General features: G+C 33.0%; 12 protein-coding genes. 10 read left to right on the forward strand and 2 right to left on the reverse strand.

From position 1 onward, the window contains the following. Positions 1–32 precede the first annotated feature (32 nt). A complete protein-coding gene (locus ASF10_RS15070; protein WP_056252165.1) occupies positions 33–1,196 on the forward strand; it encodes a hypothetical protein in 1,164 nt (387 codons plus the stop codon). Here the strand turns inward: ASF10_RS15070 and ASF10_RS15075 are convergent. After that, complete coding sequence (locus ASF10_RS15075; RefSeq protein ID WP_056250631.1) at positions 1,186–1,938, reverse strand: class I SAM-dependent DNA methyltransferase; 753 nt, start codon at positions 1,936–1,938, stop codon at positions 1,186–1,188. The two genes, ASF10_RS15070 and ASF10_RS15075, sit on opposite strands and share 11 nt — an antisense overlap. 83 nt (positions 1,939–2,021) lie before the next feature. Continuing rightward, positions 2,022–4,733, reverse strand: coding sequence for a TonB-dependent receptor (locus ASF10_RS15080; protein ID WP_056250633.1), 2,712 nt, complete (start codon positions 4,731–4,733; stop codon positions 2,022–2,024). Positions 4,734–5,064: 331 nt separating this feature from the next. Between ASF10_RS15080 and ychF the strand changes: the two genes are divergently transcribed. The 9 genes from ychF (at position 5,065) to ASF10_RS15125 (ending at position 17,388) form a co-directional block, all read left to right on the forward strand. Next, positions 5,065–6,159: a redox-regulated ATPase YchF gene (gene ychF / locus ASF10_RS15085; protein ID WP_056250635.1), complete on the forward strand. Its 1,095-nt coding sequence runs from the start codon at positions 5,065–5,067 to the stop codon at positions 6,157–6,159. Positions 6,160–6,549: 390 nt separating this feature from the next. Further along, complete coding sequence (locus ASF10_RS15090; RefSeq protein ID WP_056252168.1) at positions 6,550–7,227, forward strand: TIGR02117 family protein; 678 nt, start codon at positions 6,550–6,552, stop codon at positions 7,225–7,227. 356 nt (positions 7,228–7,583) lie between these two features. Continuing rightward, a complete protein-coding gene (locus ASF10_RS15095) occupies positions 7,584–8,534 on the forward strand; it encodes a YihY/virulence factor BrkB family protein (RefSeq protein ID WP_056250637.1) in 951 nt (316 codons plus the stop codon). Further along, positions 8,531–9,055, forward strand: coding sequence for an NADPH-dependent FMN reductase (locus tag ASF10_RS15100; RefSeq protein WP_056250639.1), 525 nt, complete (start codon positions 8,531–8,533; stop codon positions 9,053–9,055). Before ASF10_RS15095 ends, ASF10_RS15100 begins: the two co-directional genes overlap by 4 nt. An 87-nt stretch (positions 9,056–9,142) precedes the next feature. Further along, on the forward strand, positions 9,143–10,039 hold the full coding sequence (locus ASF10_RS15105; RefSeq protein WP_241774963.1) for a transglutaminase domain-containing protein: 897 nt from the start codon (positions 9,143–9,145) through the stop codon (positions 10,037–10,039). A 119-nt stretch (positions 10,040–10,158) separates the two neighbouring features. Beyond that, positions 10,159–11,334, forward strand: a complete 1,176-nt coding sequence (pncB, locus tag ASF10_RS15110; protein ID WP_056252172.1) for a nicotinate phosphoribosyltransferase — start codon at positions 10,159–10,161, stop codon at positions 11,332–11,334. Positions 11,335–11,496: 162 nt separating this feature from the next. Continuing rightward, on the forward strand, positions 11,497–13,368 hold the full coding sequence (locus ASF10_RS15115) for a DNA topoisomerase IV subunit B (RefSeq protein WP_056250642.1): 1,872 nt from the start codon (positions 11,497–11,499) through the stop codon (positions 13,366–13,368). Between the two features lie 36 nt (positions 13,369–13,404). After that, positions 13,405–14,583: a DUF3298 domain-containing protein gene (locus ASF10_RS15120; protein WP_056250644.1), complete on the forward strand. Its 1,179-nt coding sequence runs from the start codon at positions 13,405–13,407 to the stop codon at positions 14,581–14,583. A gap of 84 nt (positions 14,584–14,667) precedes the next feature. Continuing rightward, positions 14,668–17,388, forward strand: coding sequence for a DNA gyrase/topoisomerase IV subunit A (locus ASF10_RS15125; RefSeq protein WP_056250645.1), 2,721 nt, complete (start codon positions 14,668–14,670; stop codon positions 17,386–17,388). The last annotated feature ends 99 nt before the right edge of the window (positions 17,389–17,487 follow it).

The following is a 17,487-nucleotide window of genomic DNA, read 5'->3' on the forward strand; positions in this document are numbered from 1 at the left end:
TTAATACTTTAGTTGAAAATTTGACAATGCCTATGAAGAAATTGATATTCTTATTTTTCGTATTATTTAGTATGAATGTTTTCTCGCAAAAGGAAGAATATTCTATTGTTATTAAAGACATAGAGACACAATTGCCTATAGAAAATGCAACGGTGTTAATCATGAAAACAAAACAAATACTAATAAGTAATAAGGAAGGAAAAGTAACTTTTGAATTGACTGGTGCATCTACTGTTCAGGTTTCTGAAACTAATTATGAAAAAGTGTCACTTCGTTGGGATTCCTTAAAGCCGGATCTATTTGTGGTTTATCTCAAAAGCAACAACAATAAATTAGATGAAATTGTTGTCTCAAAAGAAAAACCAGAAAAAAACCTTCAAAAAATTGTTTCTAATTCAAGGCAAAAACTCGCCAATTCATACCGATTAAAAGTTTATGTAAGGGAGTTTTTTATGCTTGATAATAAATATTCTTATTATAACGACGGATTGGTAAATTTTCAATTTGAAGAAAATCAAAAAAAATCGACTACAACCTTATTAGTAGAGCAAAATAGATCTTACGGATTGCTGGAAAATGATGTTAGTGCTGATTTAATGGGATATAATTTGAATAATATTATGGAGAATTACTCTAATTTAAAATATTTTGATCCGCTTTTAGATTCAAAAATCAAGAAAGAATATGAGTTTACAACAACCGGACATCCCAATAATAAGAACTATTATATAATGTCTGTAACTCCATTGGATAAATCTAAAAAGGCGTTTGATACTTTTGAGATTATTTACGATCCGATAAAAAAGTTGATTGTAGAATTTAGTATTACCATAAAGCCCGGAAATCTCGCCCAAATTGAAGAACAAACAAAAACAGGTTCAAAAAATATCACCAGATCTCAAGTTAAGGTTGATTACAGAATTGATGGTGAGGATTATTATTTGCTAAGTTCTAATGAAGAAATTGCATATGATTTAATTTTAAAAGATCAGGTCAAGAATATTCAGGTGCGAAATCATTTTATTACAACCCATTTTAACAGACAAAATTTTACCTATAACGAAAATGATGTTTTTAAGGAGAAAACACTTTTTAACAAAAAGAATAAAGTGATGACTAAATATTGGGATATTTCCGGATTTACAGCCACTGAAGAAGAAAGGAAACTTATAGACGGTTTAGAATTTAAGCTGTAATTTTTTTTCTGGCCACAATAACATAAGTATCATATGCATAAGTTTTTCGATCGATGGTTTTAAGTATCTCAAAATTATTGAGATATAAAAAAAGCTGAATTTCATTGAGCGTAAAAACACGAACGGTCGAGAAATCATTTTCAATAACTTCTTTTTCTCCATTTATAAGAGTGTAATATTGAGCTGTCCATTCGAGCATGAAATTTTCTAAAGAGTTATTGGTATTCCAATGACTTTCTCTTTTATAATTTACGTTTTCAAACGTAGCTTCATGCGTTATTACGGGATTTTCTTTCGTAAAAGGAATAAACCGATTAGCATCTATAAAATCAAAAATAATTACTCCGTTTTCATTCAGGTTTTTATAAATAGAATCAAAAGTTCTGTTTATATCATCATTAGTAATTAAATAACTTGTAGATCTTCCGGTAATTAAAATAGAATCTACAGGTTTATCCAGTTCAAAATTTCGCATATCTCCTTGCATAAAAGAGCAATTTTTGTTGCGTTCTTTTGCAATTACAATCATATCATGACTATAATCAAGACCTTGGTAATCCTGATGGTTTTCTGCGAATCTTTTTGCAAGGTTTCCGGTTCCGCTTCCTATTTCCAGAATAGTAGTGCCATTATTTTCCTGAATCAGATTGTTGTAAAAGGCATATTCTTCGTCATAATCAACAAAAGTCTGATACATCGCATCGTATATCGCAGCCATTTTTCCGTCGTATAAATTTGCCATAACATTGTGTTTTTTAATTATAAAATTATAAAAAAAGGGCTGTCATAAGACAACCCTTTTTAATTATTTAAACAAAGCTGAACTTAGAATTTATAGTTTACAGATAAATTAAACATAGTTCCCAATTGACTAAAATGGAATCCATCATAAGTCATTCTGGAATAACGTTGGTTAAATGTAAGCAAGTTAGATTGTTGTTTTGTTTGTGCAGGATCTGCAAGTAATGCAGCTCCGGCTTCGTTTTCTGCCACGAATTTCCACTCTGGTAAAATATTAAACAAGTTGTTTACATTCAAAGCAATAGTTAATTTTTCAGTAGCACTAAAGTTAACTCCTAAATCAGTAACAATTTTAGGAATAAATTCTGTTTTAAGATTTGCTGCTAAAAATTCCGGAGAATTAACTGGAGCGTTAGGATCATTTGTAGCTAAACCATCCTGGTTAAAAGTAGTTTTTCCGAAATAAGTATTGTTCAAAGAAAATCCGAATTTACCAATTTCATAATTGATTCCAAAAATCCATTTTGTATCAGGTCTTGACGTAAAAGTCAATGAATTAAGGATGTCTCCAAATGAGTTGTTCGTTACAGGAGAAATTCTCTTATTGTCTAAAGTAATATTTCCGGATACATTAAATCCTAATTTACCTTCACCAATTCCGATATTATTATAATTAGCAACAACATCTAAACCAGAAGTTCTGGAGTCGAATGAGTTAGAAAACCAGGCAACATTTCCAAATTCAGTATCTTGTCTGTCTCCTAAAACGATTCTGTCTTCTACTTTAATATTGTAGTAATCGATCGTAAAATTAAAGTTTTGAAAAGGTTTTGCACCAATACCAACAGTTACGTTTGTAGATTTTTCAGGATCTAAAGAAGGAATCCCTAACTGACGTGCTTGTGGAGAAACATTATTTATGATTCCGCTAATTTGAATACCTTCTCCGGCAACAAAAGAATACTGAGATTTTTGAGTGTAAATTTGGTGTAAAGTTGGCGCTCTGAAACCAGTTGAAACAGATCCTCTTAAAGTAATTTTATCATCTAGGAATTTATATCTCGTACTTGCTTTCCAAACAGTTGCTCCACCAAAGTCGCTATATTCTTCATGACGAACAGTACCGTTAATTAAGAAGTCTTTTGTAATATCAAAAGCAACGTCTAAATAAACACCAACATTGTAACGGTTCCATTTTCCTGAATTCTCAGGTCTGTTTCCGGCAAATGAGTCAGCTCCGGTTCCGTCCCAAGATGCTTTATCACCTTCGATAACTGTAAAATACTCTGATCTGAACTCTGTACCAAAACCAATACTAATTTGATCTGATACAATTTTAGAAACATCAACGTTTCCTACTACATGATTAAAAGAAGTTCCACCCGGTTTAAACGAAATTGGGCTATTTTCTCTGTATACATTATTTCCGTTTTCATCAAGAATGGCAGATCTGTTTACAGAGTTGTTTACCGTATAAACCTGTTTGTTACCACCAACGGTTAAACTCGCGTCAGTATTCCAGCCATTTTTCACGTTTTTGAAACCAAGAGTTCCGTTATAATCTGTTAGATCTCCTTCAAAAGTAGGACCATATCCCTCATAAGAAGGATTTGCGTCATCACCATTTCCAAAGAAATCATTTAAATAAGGATCATCAGATAAAGGTCTCCAATAAGGTGTTCTGAAGTTGGCAAACGATTTTACTTTTTTGTACACATAAGCTGCGTTATAATACAATTTAGTGTTATCGCTAATGTCGTTTCCACCATTAATTAAGAATTTTGCAGCGGCAGTTTCCGGAGAACCGTTCACGTTTCTTGCATCAGGATATTTATCCAGAAAAGATTGAACACTTGCCACAGCAGCAGGTGACCCGTCTAAAAAGTCATTTGCATCGCCTTGAGCATCAACATTTCCCGGTCTGTTTGCTAAATTTACTTTAGAGAAATCTATCGTATAATTAAGAAAACCTTTTTCGCCAACTGTTGTACCGTTGTTTAAACTTACGCCCAACATTTCTCCATCACCTTCAGAAGTAATTCCGCTTCTTACAGTCAAAGATCCATCAGTAGCATTTTTCTTTAAAATAATGTTCATTACTCCCGCAATCGCATCAGAACCGTATTGAGCAGAAGCTCCATCACGAAGAATCTCAACTCTCTCGATCGCATCTGTTGGAATTGCAGAGATGTCTGCACCGGTTTCTCCACGACCCGGAGAAGTTTGTACATAAAGTAATGAACTTAAATTTTTACGTTTACCATTAATAAGGATCAAAGTTCTGCTTGGTCCCATGTTTCTAATCTCGTAAGGATCCAGTAAAGATGTTGCATCATTTACAGGAGTTTGTACCGTGTTAAAGGAAGGGATTTTGTATTGCAGTGCCTTATCAAACGTAGCCTGACCTGTAGATGTTAAATCCTTAGAGGATAATACATCTATAGGTAATGCGCTGGTTGTGTTACTTCTTGCAGCAGTTCTGGAACCGGTTACGACAACTTCATCCAGATTTTGTCCGCTTTCTTCTGATAATGCTACATCAATTTTTTCGGCATTTGCCAACCTTGTTATTGAGGTGTAGCCCATATAGGTAAAAATTAATGAAGCACCTTCTTTTACTGTTATTTTGTAAGATCCGTCTATATCCGTCGATACTCCGTTGTTTGTACCTTTCTCAACGATGTTCACACCAGGCAGAGGATTTCCTGTGTTGTCCTTTACAACACCCGAAATTTGCTTTTGAGCAAAAATAAATAGGGTGTTAAATAGAAAAAATAAAATTGCAATTCTTCTCATGTTAAAACTTGTTTTGGTTAAAAATTTCTATATGGTTTGTTAAATATTGCGATAAAAGTAAGTTTATTTAACAAAATATTAGTAAAAAGTTTAAATTTTTTTAAGAAAAGTAGTAAAAATACATATATCGTCATTTTTTGTTCAGTTACGAGGTATTAAATCTTATATTTGCAAAATTTTAGGGGCAAAAAGTAACATTTTGGCAAAAAATAAAAAGAAAGAAAAAACCGCTAAAAAGCGATTAGGTCAATTGGTATGTATTTGATATGTAATCAATAACAGCAAAGCCTGACGAGGTTAAAATCAATAAAAAAACAAATATTATCTAAATATGAAAGCAGGAATTGTAGGATTACCAAATGTTGGAAAATCGACTCTATTTAATTGTTTGTCTAATGCAAAAGCGCAAAGTGCAAACTTTCCGTTTTGTACAATCGAACCAAACATTGGTGTTGTAAACGTTCCGGATCCAAGAATCAATAAACTAGAAGAATTGGTAAAACCAGAGCGCGTACAAATGGCAACAGTAGATATTGTTGATATTGCAGGTTTGGTAAAAGGTGCAAGCAAAGGTGAAGGTCTTGGAAACCAGTTTTTAGGAAACATTAGAGAGTGTAATGCTATTATTCACGTTTTACGTTGTTTTGATAACGATAATATCGTTCACGTTGACGGAAACGTAAACCCAATTCGTGATAAGGAAACTATTGATATTGAGCTGCAATTAAAAGATTTAGAAACTGTTGAAAAACGTTTAGAAAAAGTAAATCGTGCCGCTAAAACAGGAAATAAAGAAGCGCAGACTGAAAAAGGACTTTTAGACAGAATCAGAGAGTCATTATTACAGGCTAAATCGGCTCGTACGATTATCCCTCAAGGTAATGATGAAGAGGTTTTAATGGAATCTTTTCAGTTAATTACTGCTAAGCCAGTTTTATACGTTTGTAATGTTGATGAGAATTCTGCAGTAAACGGAAACAAATATGTAGATCAGGTTCGTGAATTAGTAAAAGATGAAGATGCTGAAGTTATCATCCTTTCGGTAGGAGCAGAGGCTGATATTACAGAGTTAGAAAGCTACGAAGAGCGTCAGGTTTTCCTTGAAGATATGGGATTAACAGAACCGGGAGCATCAGTTTTAATTCGTGCTGCTTACAAATTACTAAAACAACAAACTTACTTTACAGCAGGTGTAAAAGAAGTTCGTGCCTGGACAATCAACATTGGTTCAACAGCGCCACAAGCAGCCGGAGTAATTCATACTGATTTTGAAAAAGGATTTATTCGTGCCGAAGTAATTTCATACGAAGATTACGTTCAATACGGATCTGAAGCAAAAGCAAAAGAAGCAGGAAAATTCAAAGTCGAAGGAAAAGAATATATCGTAAAAGATGGTGATGTAATGCACTTCCGTTTTAACGTATAATTTTTTTTCTAGAGAATAGAATAAAGAACAAAGAAAATAGACTAAAAACTGCTGGAGAAATCTAGCAGTTTTTTTATGCTTGAAAGTCACGTCTGTCAGGCTGAGCGAAGTCGAAGCCCGCAAAGTTTGTCATTTCGAACGAAGGGAGAAATCGCACGCGGGATTCGATAAAGATTGACATTTACCTTGTGGAGTTCTTAGTGTGATTTCTCTCTTCGTTCGAAATGACAAAAAAACCGATAAAAAAAATAAAGCATTAAAAAAAATCCGTTTAAATCTGCGCTTTCACGTTGGTGAATCCGTTTAATCCGCGTACCATTATTTTTTTTGGCTCAAAAATTGGTTAGTACAAAAAAGAACCAATTTATAACCAAAAATAAACCAATTAAAATGCTAAAAACTACTTTCAAATTTCTGGGCTGGACAATTCTCGCAATTATTACTTTTCTTGTTGTATATCTTATTGCAGTATATTTTATTTCTAAAATTACCGTCAATTCTGATGTTGCGAAAGTAGAAGAGAAAGATGCTATTCCTATTTATATTCGCTCAAACGGAGTTCATACTGATATTGTAGTTCCGATTGTCAATGAAATTAAAGACTGGCGAAAAGAGATTCAGTTTAGCCAGACAAAATCAAAAGACAGTTTAATGCAATATATTGCTTTTGGCTGGGGCGATAAAGGATTTTATCTTCATACGCCAGAGTGGTCAGACTTGAAAGCAAGTACAGCTTTGAAAGCAGCTTTTGGAGTAAGTTCTTCTGCGATGCACACTACATTTTTTAAACAATTAAAAGAAGGCGACGATTGCAAACGTATTTTAATCTCAAAAGAGAATTATCAAAAGTTAGTCACTTTTATTTCTGAAAGTTTTCTGGATGCAAACCATCCACAATGGATTGAAGGCTATAGTTACGGAAGGAAAGATGCTTTTTATGAAGCTAAAGGAAGTTATAGTTTGTTTTATACTTGTAACACGTGGGCAAATTGCGCCTTAAAAGCCGCTAATCAAAAAGCAAGTTTATGGACGGTTTATGATAAAGGGATTTTTTGCCATTATCAATAAAAATTTTTTATAGAGATTCTGGGTAGAAATGTGTAGTCCCTACAGGACAAAAAATAATAATAACGGATAATATTGTTCTACCAATATTTAATCTCTACGAGATGTTAAGTATTAGTAATTTAAAGAAATCTATATGATTTTTTTTAGACAACCTAATATTAAAAATTCCTTTAGGAGTTAAATATTGGTAGAAAAAAGAATTATAAACATGTAAAATGTCCCGTATGGGACTACATATTTATAATCAAAATGAATTTTTCAACATGGGAAAAATGTAAAATTCACCTAAAAAGCAAGAATCCTGGTTTTTTAATTATTCATTAAATTTGAAAGTATATCTAAAAACCAGAAGTATCGTGAAAATAAAAAGCATATTCTCCAAATCATGGTTTCTGCTAAAGAATACCTTTTTAGAATTTAATGATGATAATGCCATTAAACTTAGTGCAGCATTATCCTATTATACCATATTTGCATTACCACCTTTATTAATTATCATTATTACCATTTGCGGATTTTTCTTTGGTGAAGATGCTGTGACAGGTCAACTTTACGGACAAATTAATGGATTGGTTGGTAACGGAGCAGCAGTTCAGATTCAGGAAGCGATAAAAAATGTCCAGTTATCCGGAGACAATGTTTTTGCGACCATATTTGGAATCGCAATGTTGCTAATTGGAGCATCGGGAGTTTTTGCCGAAATACAAAGTTCTATCAATTTTATATGGGGTTTAAGAGCAAAACCGGACAAAGGAATCAAGAAATTTATTCAAAATAGATTAATGTCATTTTCAATGATTGCATCGGTTGGATTTCTAATGCTGGTCAGCCTTTTTATAAGTACGACATTAGATTTAGTTAGCGCAAGATTAAAAATATATTTCCCTGAAAGCACCGTTTATTTATTTTACATCGTGAATATCGTGATTGTACTGGCAAGTATTACACTTCTTTTTGCCATTATCTTTAGAACATTACCTGACGGAAAGATAAGATGGAAAGATGCTTTTATAGGTTCAACAGTTACCGCCATATTATTTATGATCGGTAAATTTGCAATAGGTTTTTATTTGGGCAGTTCTACAGTTGCTTCAGTTTATGGAGCTGCGGGTTCTGTAATAATTATTTTGGTTTGGGTATATTATTCGGCAATTATTCTGTATTTTGGAGCAGAATTTACCAAAGTATATGCAAAGTCTTACGGAGGTAAAATTTATCCAAATGAATACTCTGTAGAGATTCAAAAGGAGATTTATGAAATTGACGAACCAACACAAAAAAAATCAGCAATAAAAGAACCCATATGAAAATAATAGCCTTTGGAGGAAGTAACAGTCAACATTCGATCAATAAACATTTAGCCACATATGCGGCAGGATTATTTGAAAATGCTGAAGTAGAAATTTTAGATTTAAACGATTTTGCAATGCCTTTATTTAGCGTTGATCTCGAAAAAGAAATAGGTCAGCATGAAATTGCAAAAACATTTCTAGAAAAGATCAAAAGCGCAGATATTGTGGTGGTTTCCCTGGCTGAAAATAACGGAAGTTATTCAGTTGCTTTCAAAAATGTTTTTGATTGGAGTTCCAGAATCATGAAAGAGGTTTTTCAACAAAAACCAATGTTATTATTGGCAACTTCGCCCGGACCAAGAGGAGGAGCTTCTGTTTTAGAAATTGCTAATAATGCTTTGCCGCGATATGGTGCACAAATAAAAGCTACTTTCTCATTACCAACATTTAGTACTAATTTTAATTTAGAGGAAAATAAAATCTCAAATGCCGAGTTAGATAAAGAATTAAAAGACATAATAAAGTCTACTTTTTAATCGATGATAATAAAAAAGATTACCCTTATATTTTTCTTCCTGAATTTCGTTTTTCTGCATTCCTCTTACTCGCAAAAGTATAGTGATGTGGATAAGATAGTTTTAAAATATCCAAAGAATTTTAGTTCTACAGAAGATTTAGCAGCAAGAATTCAAAAAGATTTTACTTCAGAACACGATAAGGCACGAGCTATTTATAGCTGGATTGCTTTTAATGTAAAATATGATTATAAAGTTTTTTTAAATCCGCCCGGAGTACAGGGTTTTAGTTATTCTACTGAAGCAGAAAAGCAAAGAAAGATTAAACAGCTGAATGATAAATTGATTCAAAAAACATTCAATTCTCAAAAAGGAGTATGTGAAGGTTTTACAGCTTTGTACCAGCATTTGGCGGAATTAACAGGATTAAAATCAGAAATAATAAGAGGAACATCAAAAACGAGATTGGCAGATATTGGTCGAAAAAACACCTCGTCAGATCATGCCTGGAACATCGTTATGATTGACAAAAAATGGAGACTGATAGATGTAACGTGGGGTCAGGGTTATTATGATGGCAGCAAAGGAAGAATGGTTAATGATTTTGCGCCAGCTTATTTTGATACAGATCCTGATTATTTTTTTGCGAAGCATTTTCCGGATTCCGGCTCTTATTTAGGCAATAAATTAAACAAAGATGAATTTCTAAACGGACCTTTAATTTACAATAAAACAATCGAAGGCGATTATAAAATTAAATCACCTGATTCTGGAGTAATTGAAGCAAAACATGGCGATAAAATTACTATCGAAATTAAAAATGTTTCGAAGTCAGATCTTCTTTTTTATTTAAATAAAAATAATCAGGCGGTTAAAATTCAGAATTCAAAAGAAAAACGAGGCGGTTTAGAATTTCAAATTACTTATGATAAAAGTATAGGAGATTATCTCACTATTTATCTGGATACGTTTAGTATTGTTTCTTTTAAAATAATTTCAAAATAAACAAATTCAGATGTTTGTTTAAAGAATTTCCTTCTTTTATCGAATTGCCGTATCTTAGCCATAAAGAGATGAGATTTAATGATAATAGTCAATTAAGCTATTAAAATGGAACTATGAGTATGGAGACAACTTTCCTGAAATCAATTTTAGATAATGATTTCTATAAATTTACGATGCAACATGCCGTAATAAAACTTTTCCCGAAAGCAAAAGTACGTTATGGTTTTATAAACAGAGGGAAACATATTTTTCCTCCCGGTTTTGCTGATTTACTTCGACGATCTGTAGATGCAATGGCAGATTTACGGCTGACCAAAGACGAAAAAAAATATTTATCGCATCATTGTCCTTACCTTGATCCTACTTATTTAGATTTTTTGCAGGGCTATAATTATGATCCTTCAGAAGTGCAGATAACGCAGGAAGGATCAGAGATAAAAGTCGTAATCGAAGGTTTCTGGTACCGAACTATTTTATGGGAAGTTCCTTTGATGGCTTTAATTTCGGAACTTTTTTATAAAGCAAATCATTTAATTCGTTTAAACGATGACGCTATAAAAACGCTGACTAAAAGCAAAATAGATAATTATAATACATTAGGAGTTTCGATTTTAGAATTTGGTACCAGACGACGCCATTCTTACGATGTTCATTCTTTGATAAATGAAACATTGCAAAGTTTTGGTTCGCAAAGTTTTATTGGTACCAGCAATGTGCATTTTGCAATGGTCAACAATAAAAGACCTTTAGGAACGCATGCACACGAATGGTTTATGTTTCATGCGGCACAATTTGGCTTTAAAATGGCCAATTTAATCAGTCTCGAAAACTGGACACAAGTGTATGGCGGTGATCTTGGAATTGCCCTGACAGATACCTATACAACAGATGTTTTCTTTGAGCAATTTGATAAAAAGTATTCTAAGCTTTTTGATGGAGTTCGTCATGATAGCGGAGACCCAATTGAGTTTGCGCAAAAAGTAATTTCGCATTATAATAAAATGGGAATTGACCCAAAATCGAAAGTGATTGTTTTTTCGGATTCCCTGAATTATGATAAAGTAAAACTCATAACAGATTTTTGTAAAAATAAAATAAAAATGTCATTTGGTATTGGTACCAATTTTACCAATGATGTAGGTTTGCCGCCTATGAATATGGTTATAAAATTAACCGATGTTAAGCTTGATAATACGCATTGGCAAGGTGTCGTAAAACTTTCTGACGAAAAAAACAAAAATACGGGAACTCCCCAAATGATTGCTTTAGCGAAAGAAGTACTCGGAATCAAATAGTATTTTTTTGTTTAAAAGCTGGATTTTTATATTTTTAGCGCCCTTATTATTTTAAAATCAATTTAAATAGGATTCAAAGCTGTTATTAATCATAACAAAAAAGAAATACGCTTTTATTTTTTAGCTATAAATGGTACATTAGCCGAAAATCCAATTCACTTTATGCTAGAGCAAAATCAATATACCGAAGATAATATTCGATCACTCGATTGGAAAGAACATATTCGTATGCGTCCCGGAATGTATATCGGGAAATTAGGAGATGGTTCTTCACCGGATGATGGTATTTATATTCTTTTAAAAGAGGTTTTAGACAACTGTATCGATGAGTTCGTGATGGGGTCGGGGAAAACTATTGAGGTGACTATCAAGGATAAAACGGTTTCGGTTCGTGATTACGGACGTGGAATTCCGTTAGGAAAAGTAGTCGATGTAGTTTCGAAAATGAATACCGGAGGAAAGTACGATTCTAAAGCTTTCCAAAAGTCAGTAGGTTTAAATGGTGTAGGAACAAAAGCAGTTAATGCGCTTTCGAGTGCTTTTCGTGTAGAATCTGTTCGTGATGATAAACAAAAAGCTGCCGAATTTTCTGCAGGAAATCTGATTCTTGAAGAAGATGTAATCGATACAACAAAACGAAAAGGGACAAAAGTGACCTTTACGCCAGATGAAACCATCTTTAAAAACTATAAATTCCGTTTAGAATATGTAATCAAAATGGTTAAAAACTATTGTTACCTAAACAATGGTTTGACTATTTTATTTAATGGCGAAAAATACCTTTCAGAGAATGGTCTTCGAGATTTATTAGAAGAAACAATTAGTGAAGAGGATTTAGAATATCCAATTATTCACTTGAAAGAACATGATATTGAGATCGCTTTAACGCATAGTAAAACACAATACAGTGAAGAATATCACTCATTTGTGAACGGTCAGAATACAACACAAGGAGGAACGCACTTAGCGGCTTACAGAGAAGCAATTGTAAAAACCATTCGGGAATTTTACAACAAAAACTTCGAAGCTTCTGACGTTCGTAAATCGATTGTGAGTGCGATTAGTATTAAGGTGATGGAACCGGTTTTTGAGTCTCAGACCAAAACCAAATTAGGTTCTATGGATATGGGTTCTGATGACGGAACGCCACCAGTATCAGTTCGTACTTTTGTAAACGACTTTATTAAAACCAAATTAGATAATTATTTACATAAAAATCCTCCAACTGCAGAAGCTTTATTACGTAAAATTTTGCAAGCGGAACGTGAACGTAAAGAATTATCAGGAATTAGAAAACTGGCAACAGATCGTGCTAAGAAAGCCAATCTTCATAATAAGAAATTAAGAGATTGTCGTGCGCATCTTCCTGATACAAAAAACCCAAGAAACTTAGAAAGTACGCTTTTTATTACCGAGGGAGATTCGGCTTCCGGATCGATCACAAAGTCACGTGACGTAAATACTCAGGCAGTTTTTAGTTTGCGTGGTAAGCCTTTGAACTCGTACGGAATGACCAAGAAAATTGTGTACGAAAATGAAGAATTCAATTTACTGCAAGCGGCTTTAGATATCGAAGACGGACTAGAAAAATTACGTTACAACAATATCGTAATCGCAACCGATGCCGATGTCGATGGTATGCACATTCGTTTGTTGTTGATTACTTTCTTTCTACAGTTTTTCCCGGAATTAATCAAAGAAGGACATTTATATATCTTGCAAACACCACTTTTCAGGGTTCGAAATAAAAAAGAAACCATCTATTGTTATTCAGACGAAGAGAGAAAAGATGCGATCGAAAAACTAAAACCAAAACCGGAAATTACCCGATTTAAAGGTTTGGGAGAGATTTCTCCTGATGAGTTCAAAAATTTTATTGGAGAAACTATTCGTCTTGACCCAATTATGATGGATAAAAATACTTCGATTGAGCAATTATTGTCTTTCTATATGGGAAAAAATACTCCGGACAGACAAGAGTTTATCATCAAGAATTTGAAGGTAGAGTTGGATGCAGTTGAGGCTGAGGTTTAAGATAAAATTTTAATGATTAGTAACTTAATTTCGTTTATGAAAAAATATCTTTTCGTTTTATTAATTTTATTATTTATTTCTTGCCAGTCAAAAAATGAAGAGAAAAAATCAGTTGTTCTACCTAAGCCTGTAAGTGAAATTAAAATCGAAAAAGACAATGATAGTTTAATTTACAAGATAGATGAAAATACTGTTGTAATAGGCGGTGATACATTAAAAATAGAAGCTCCTTTTATTTATTCTTTTGATGGAACACTTGATGATAATAAAAAAATTCAAATTCATATTTCTAATGCATTAACTGAAGAATATGGAGGATATTGGAAATCAGGGCGTCTTTATATTGATGGAGAAGATCAAATTTTCGGTTTTGGATTAGTAAAAAAGGAGAAAGAGAATTTCTACACAGGAGAAGTATCTTCTGATGAGAATGATAACGGGAAAACTACTTGTAAACTCAAATTATACAATCTATTTACTGATGAAATGTTTATAGAGTGCATCTATAATAAAAAAGCATATAAAATTTATCCAAGTAAAAAATTTCCATCTTATAAATGTTTTGATAAAATAGATTATACATTATTTGATACCAGAGAAGCTTATAAAAAAGGACAAGGAAGGGATTATACGCCATCAAGGGATTATACTTTACTGGGAGAAATTTTATCAAATGATAAAAACTTTGAAGCTTTAAGTTCGAATGTAAAGTATTTGTCTAGCGATTCACTCAGCATAAAAAATCATGATAAATGGAAACATAATTTTGATAGTAAAAATGCTGTAAAGGATGAGGATAATTATGCGTCAGAAAGCTTATTTGTCAGTTGGCCTATTTTTATTGATTCAAATATTTATGTAGTTTATCATTATTGGTACAACTATATGGGCGGAGCACACGGTTTGTACCGCACATCATACGATAATTATGAAGTAAGTACCGGAAGAAAAATAGAAATAGAACATCTTCTAAATACAAAAAATCAAAATTTTATTGATTTTTATGAAAATAGAATTAAGTCAGAGTATGGTGATGGATTATCAGATAAAATAGAAATGGCCAATACTTTTTATATTTTGCCAACAGGTATTACTTTTTCTTATGCTCCATATGAACTTGTTGGTTTTGCAGGTGGAGAACCTGAGATTTTTTTCAGTTATGAAGAATTAAAACCGTATATTTTAAAAAACACGATTCTGGATAACTATAATTAGGATTAAGAATATACTAACTTTGATTTAATTACAATCAGGTTTTCAGAATTAAAATACAAATTTATAATTTTCGAATATAAATAAATGAAAGACGAAGAAGACGATAACATCATTCCAAATGACGACGAGAATAATTCTGAAGAAAACCAGCTTGATGACAATCAGGACGGAGATGATTCTGAAGAAATTATAAGCGTAAATGCTAAGAATTTTGAAGGACAGCATTTTTACGAAAATCAGGAAGAAGAAGGAGAGGACGTTATTACCAAAGTAACGGGCATGTACAAAGACTGGTTTCTGGATTATGCTTCGTATGTAATTCTGGAACGTGCAGTTCCGGCGATTGAAGATGGTTTCAAACCTGTTCAGCGTCGTATTATGCACTCTTTGAAAGAGTTGGACGATGGTCGTTATAATAAGGTTGCCAATGTTGTTGGACACACGATGCAGTATCACCCACACGGAGATGCGAGTATTGGTGATGCTATGGTACAAATTGGTCAAAAAGATTTATTGATTGACTGTCAGGGAAACTGGGGAAATATCTTAACAGGCGATGGAGCTGCGGCTTCTCGTTACATCGAGGCACGTTTATCTAAATTTGCCTTAGAGGTTTTGTATTCTCCAAAAATTACCGATTGGGGTGTTTCATACGATGGTCGTCGTGCAGAACCAAACAATCTTCCGGTAAAGTTTCCGTTGCTTTTAGCACAAGGAGCAGAGGGAATTGCGGTTGGTCTTTCGACTAAAGTGTTGCCGCACAACTTCAATGAATTAATTGATGCTTCGATCAAGATTTTAAAAGGAAAACCTTTTACCTTATATCCTGATTTCATGACACAAGGTATTGCTGATGTGTCCAATTATAATGACGGACTTCGTGGCGGACGTGTTCGTGTACGTGCTAAAATTGCGCAATTAGACAAAAATACTTTGGTGATTACGCAAATTCCGTTTTCGACCAATACCACAACTTTGATTGACAGTATTTTGAAAGCCAATGATAAAGGTAAAATCAAAATCAAGAAAATCGAAGACAATACAGCTGCTGATGTTGAGATTTTAATACATCTTTTTCCTGGTGTTTCTCCAGACAAAACAATTGATGCTTTGTTTGCTTTTACCGCTTGCGAAACTTCTGTAGCGCCTTTAGGTTGTGTAATTGAGGATAATAAACCGCTGTTCATTGGAGTTTCTGAAATGTTGAGGATTTCGACACACAGAACCGAAGATTTACTGCGTCAGGAATTAGAAATCCAGTTAGAAGAATTAAAAAACAAATGGCATTTTTCTACTTTAGAAAAAATCTTCATTCGTGAAGAAATGTACATTGATTTCAAACTGTATTCTGATAGAGAATCACTTTATAAATATTTATATGATAGGTTTGAGCCTTTCAAAAAATCATTTGTCAGAGAAATCAACGATGATGATTTACAGCGATTAACTCAAATCCCAATGATTCGTATTACTCGTTTTGACTCTGATAAAGCCGATGATTTTATCTCGAAGTTAGAAGACGAGATGAAAGAAGTAGAACATCATTTAGCAAATCTTACTGATTTTGCGATTGCTTATTTTACAAAATTAAAAGAGAAATACGGAAAAGGCCGCGAACGTCAGACAGAACTTCGTGTTTTTGATAATGTCGAGGCTACAAAAGTAGTTTTACGTAACACTAAACTTTACGTAAACCGCGAAGAAGGTTTTGTTGGAACCAGTCTTAAAAAAGACGAATATCTTACGGATTGTTCTGATATCGATGATGTAATTGTGTTTTTACGTGACGGAAAAATGCTCGTAACAAAAGTAGATGCCAAAACATTTGTGGGTAAAGATATTATTCACGTTGCTATTTTTGATAAGAGTGATAAACGAACGATTTACAACATGATGTATCGTGACGGAAAATCCGGACCATCCTATATCAAACGTTTTAATGTTTCTGGTGTTACACGTGATAAACCTTATGATTTAACAAATGAAACAGCAGGTTCGCAAGTTGTTTATTTTTCTCATAATCCAAACGGAGAAGCAGAAGTAATTACTATTTTATTACGTCAGGTTGGAACAATCAAGAAATTGAAATTTGATATTGATTTTGCCAAATTAGCTATTAAAGGCAGGGCTTCAAAAGGGAATTTGGTTACTAAATATCCAATCAAGAAAATCGAATTGAAAGAGAAAGGAATTTCTACTTTATTGCCAAGAAAAGTTTGGTTTGATGATACTGTAAAACGTTTAAATGTTGATGCAAGAGGTGAATTATTAGGTGAATTTAAACCAAGTGATAAAATTTTAGTTATCAGTCAAAGTGGTAAACTAAAGGTTATAATTCCAGAATTATCGACTCATTTTGATGAAGATATGATTGTTTTGGAGAAATTTAACCCTAAAAAACCAATTTCTGCGATTTATTATGATGGAGAAAAAGAACGTTATTATCTAAAACGTTTCTTAGTAGAAACTGACAAAGAAGAAAGTTTTATTACAGATCATCCAAATTCGCAATTAGAAATTGTATCCACAGATTATCGTCCGGTGGCGCAATTAATTTTCGCCAAAGTAAAAGGAGTTCAAAAAGAAGATCTGCATATTGATGTCGAAGATTTTATTGCTGTAAAAGGTTTTAAAGCATTAGGAAATCAATTGACAACAGATAAATTAAAACAAGTCAATTTACTGGATCCATTGCCTTATGAAGAACCTGTCGAAGAAGTTCCTGAAAAACCAGAATTAGACGAAGATGATTCGGTTGAAACAGAATTAGATGATGACGGCCAGATTGGTTTAGTCTTGGATTAATATAAAAACGAAAAAAACGCTAAGGTTATCTTAGCGTTTTTTTTGTAATTAATTATATCACATTTTGATAATTAAAAAGGGGATAGTATAATTAATTTT

Origin of the sequence: Flavobacterium sp. Leaf82, assembly GCF_001422725.1 — a bacterium.
Taxonomy (GTDB): domain Bacteria; phylum Bacteroidota; class Bacteroidia; order Flavobacteriales; family Flavobacteriaceae; genus Flavobacterium.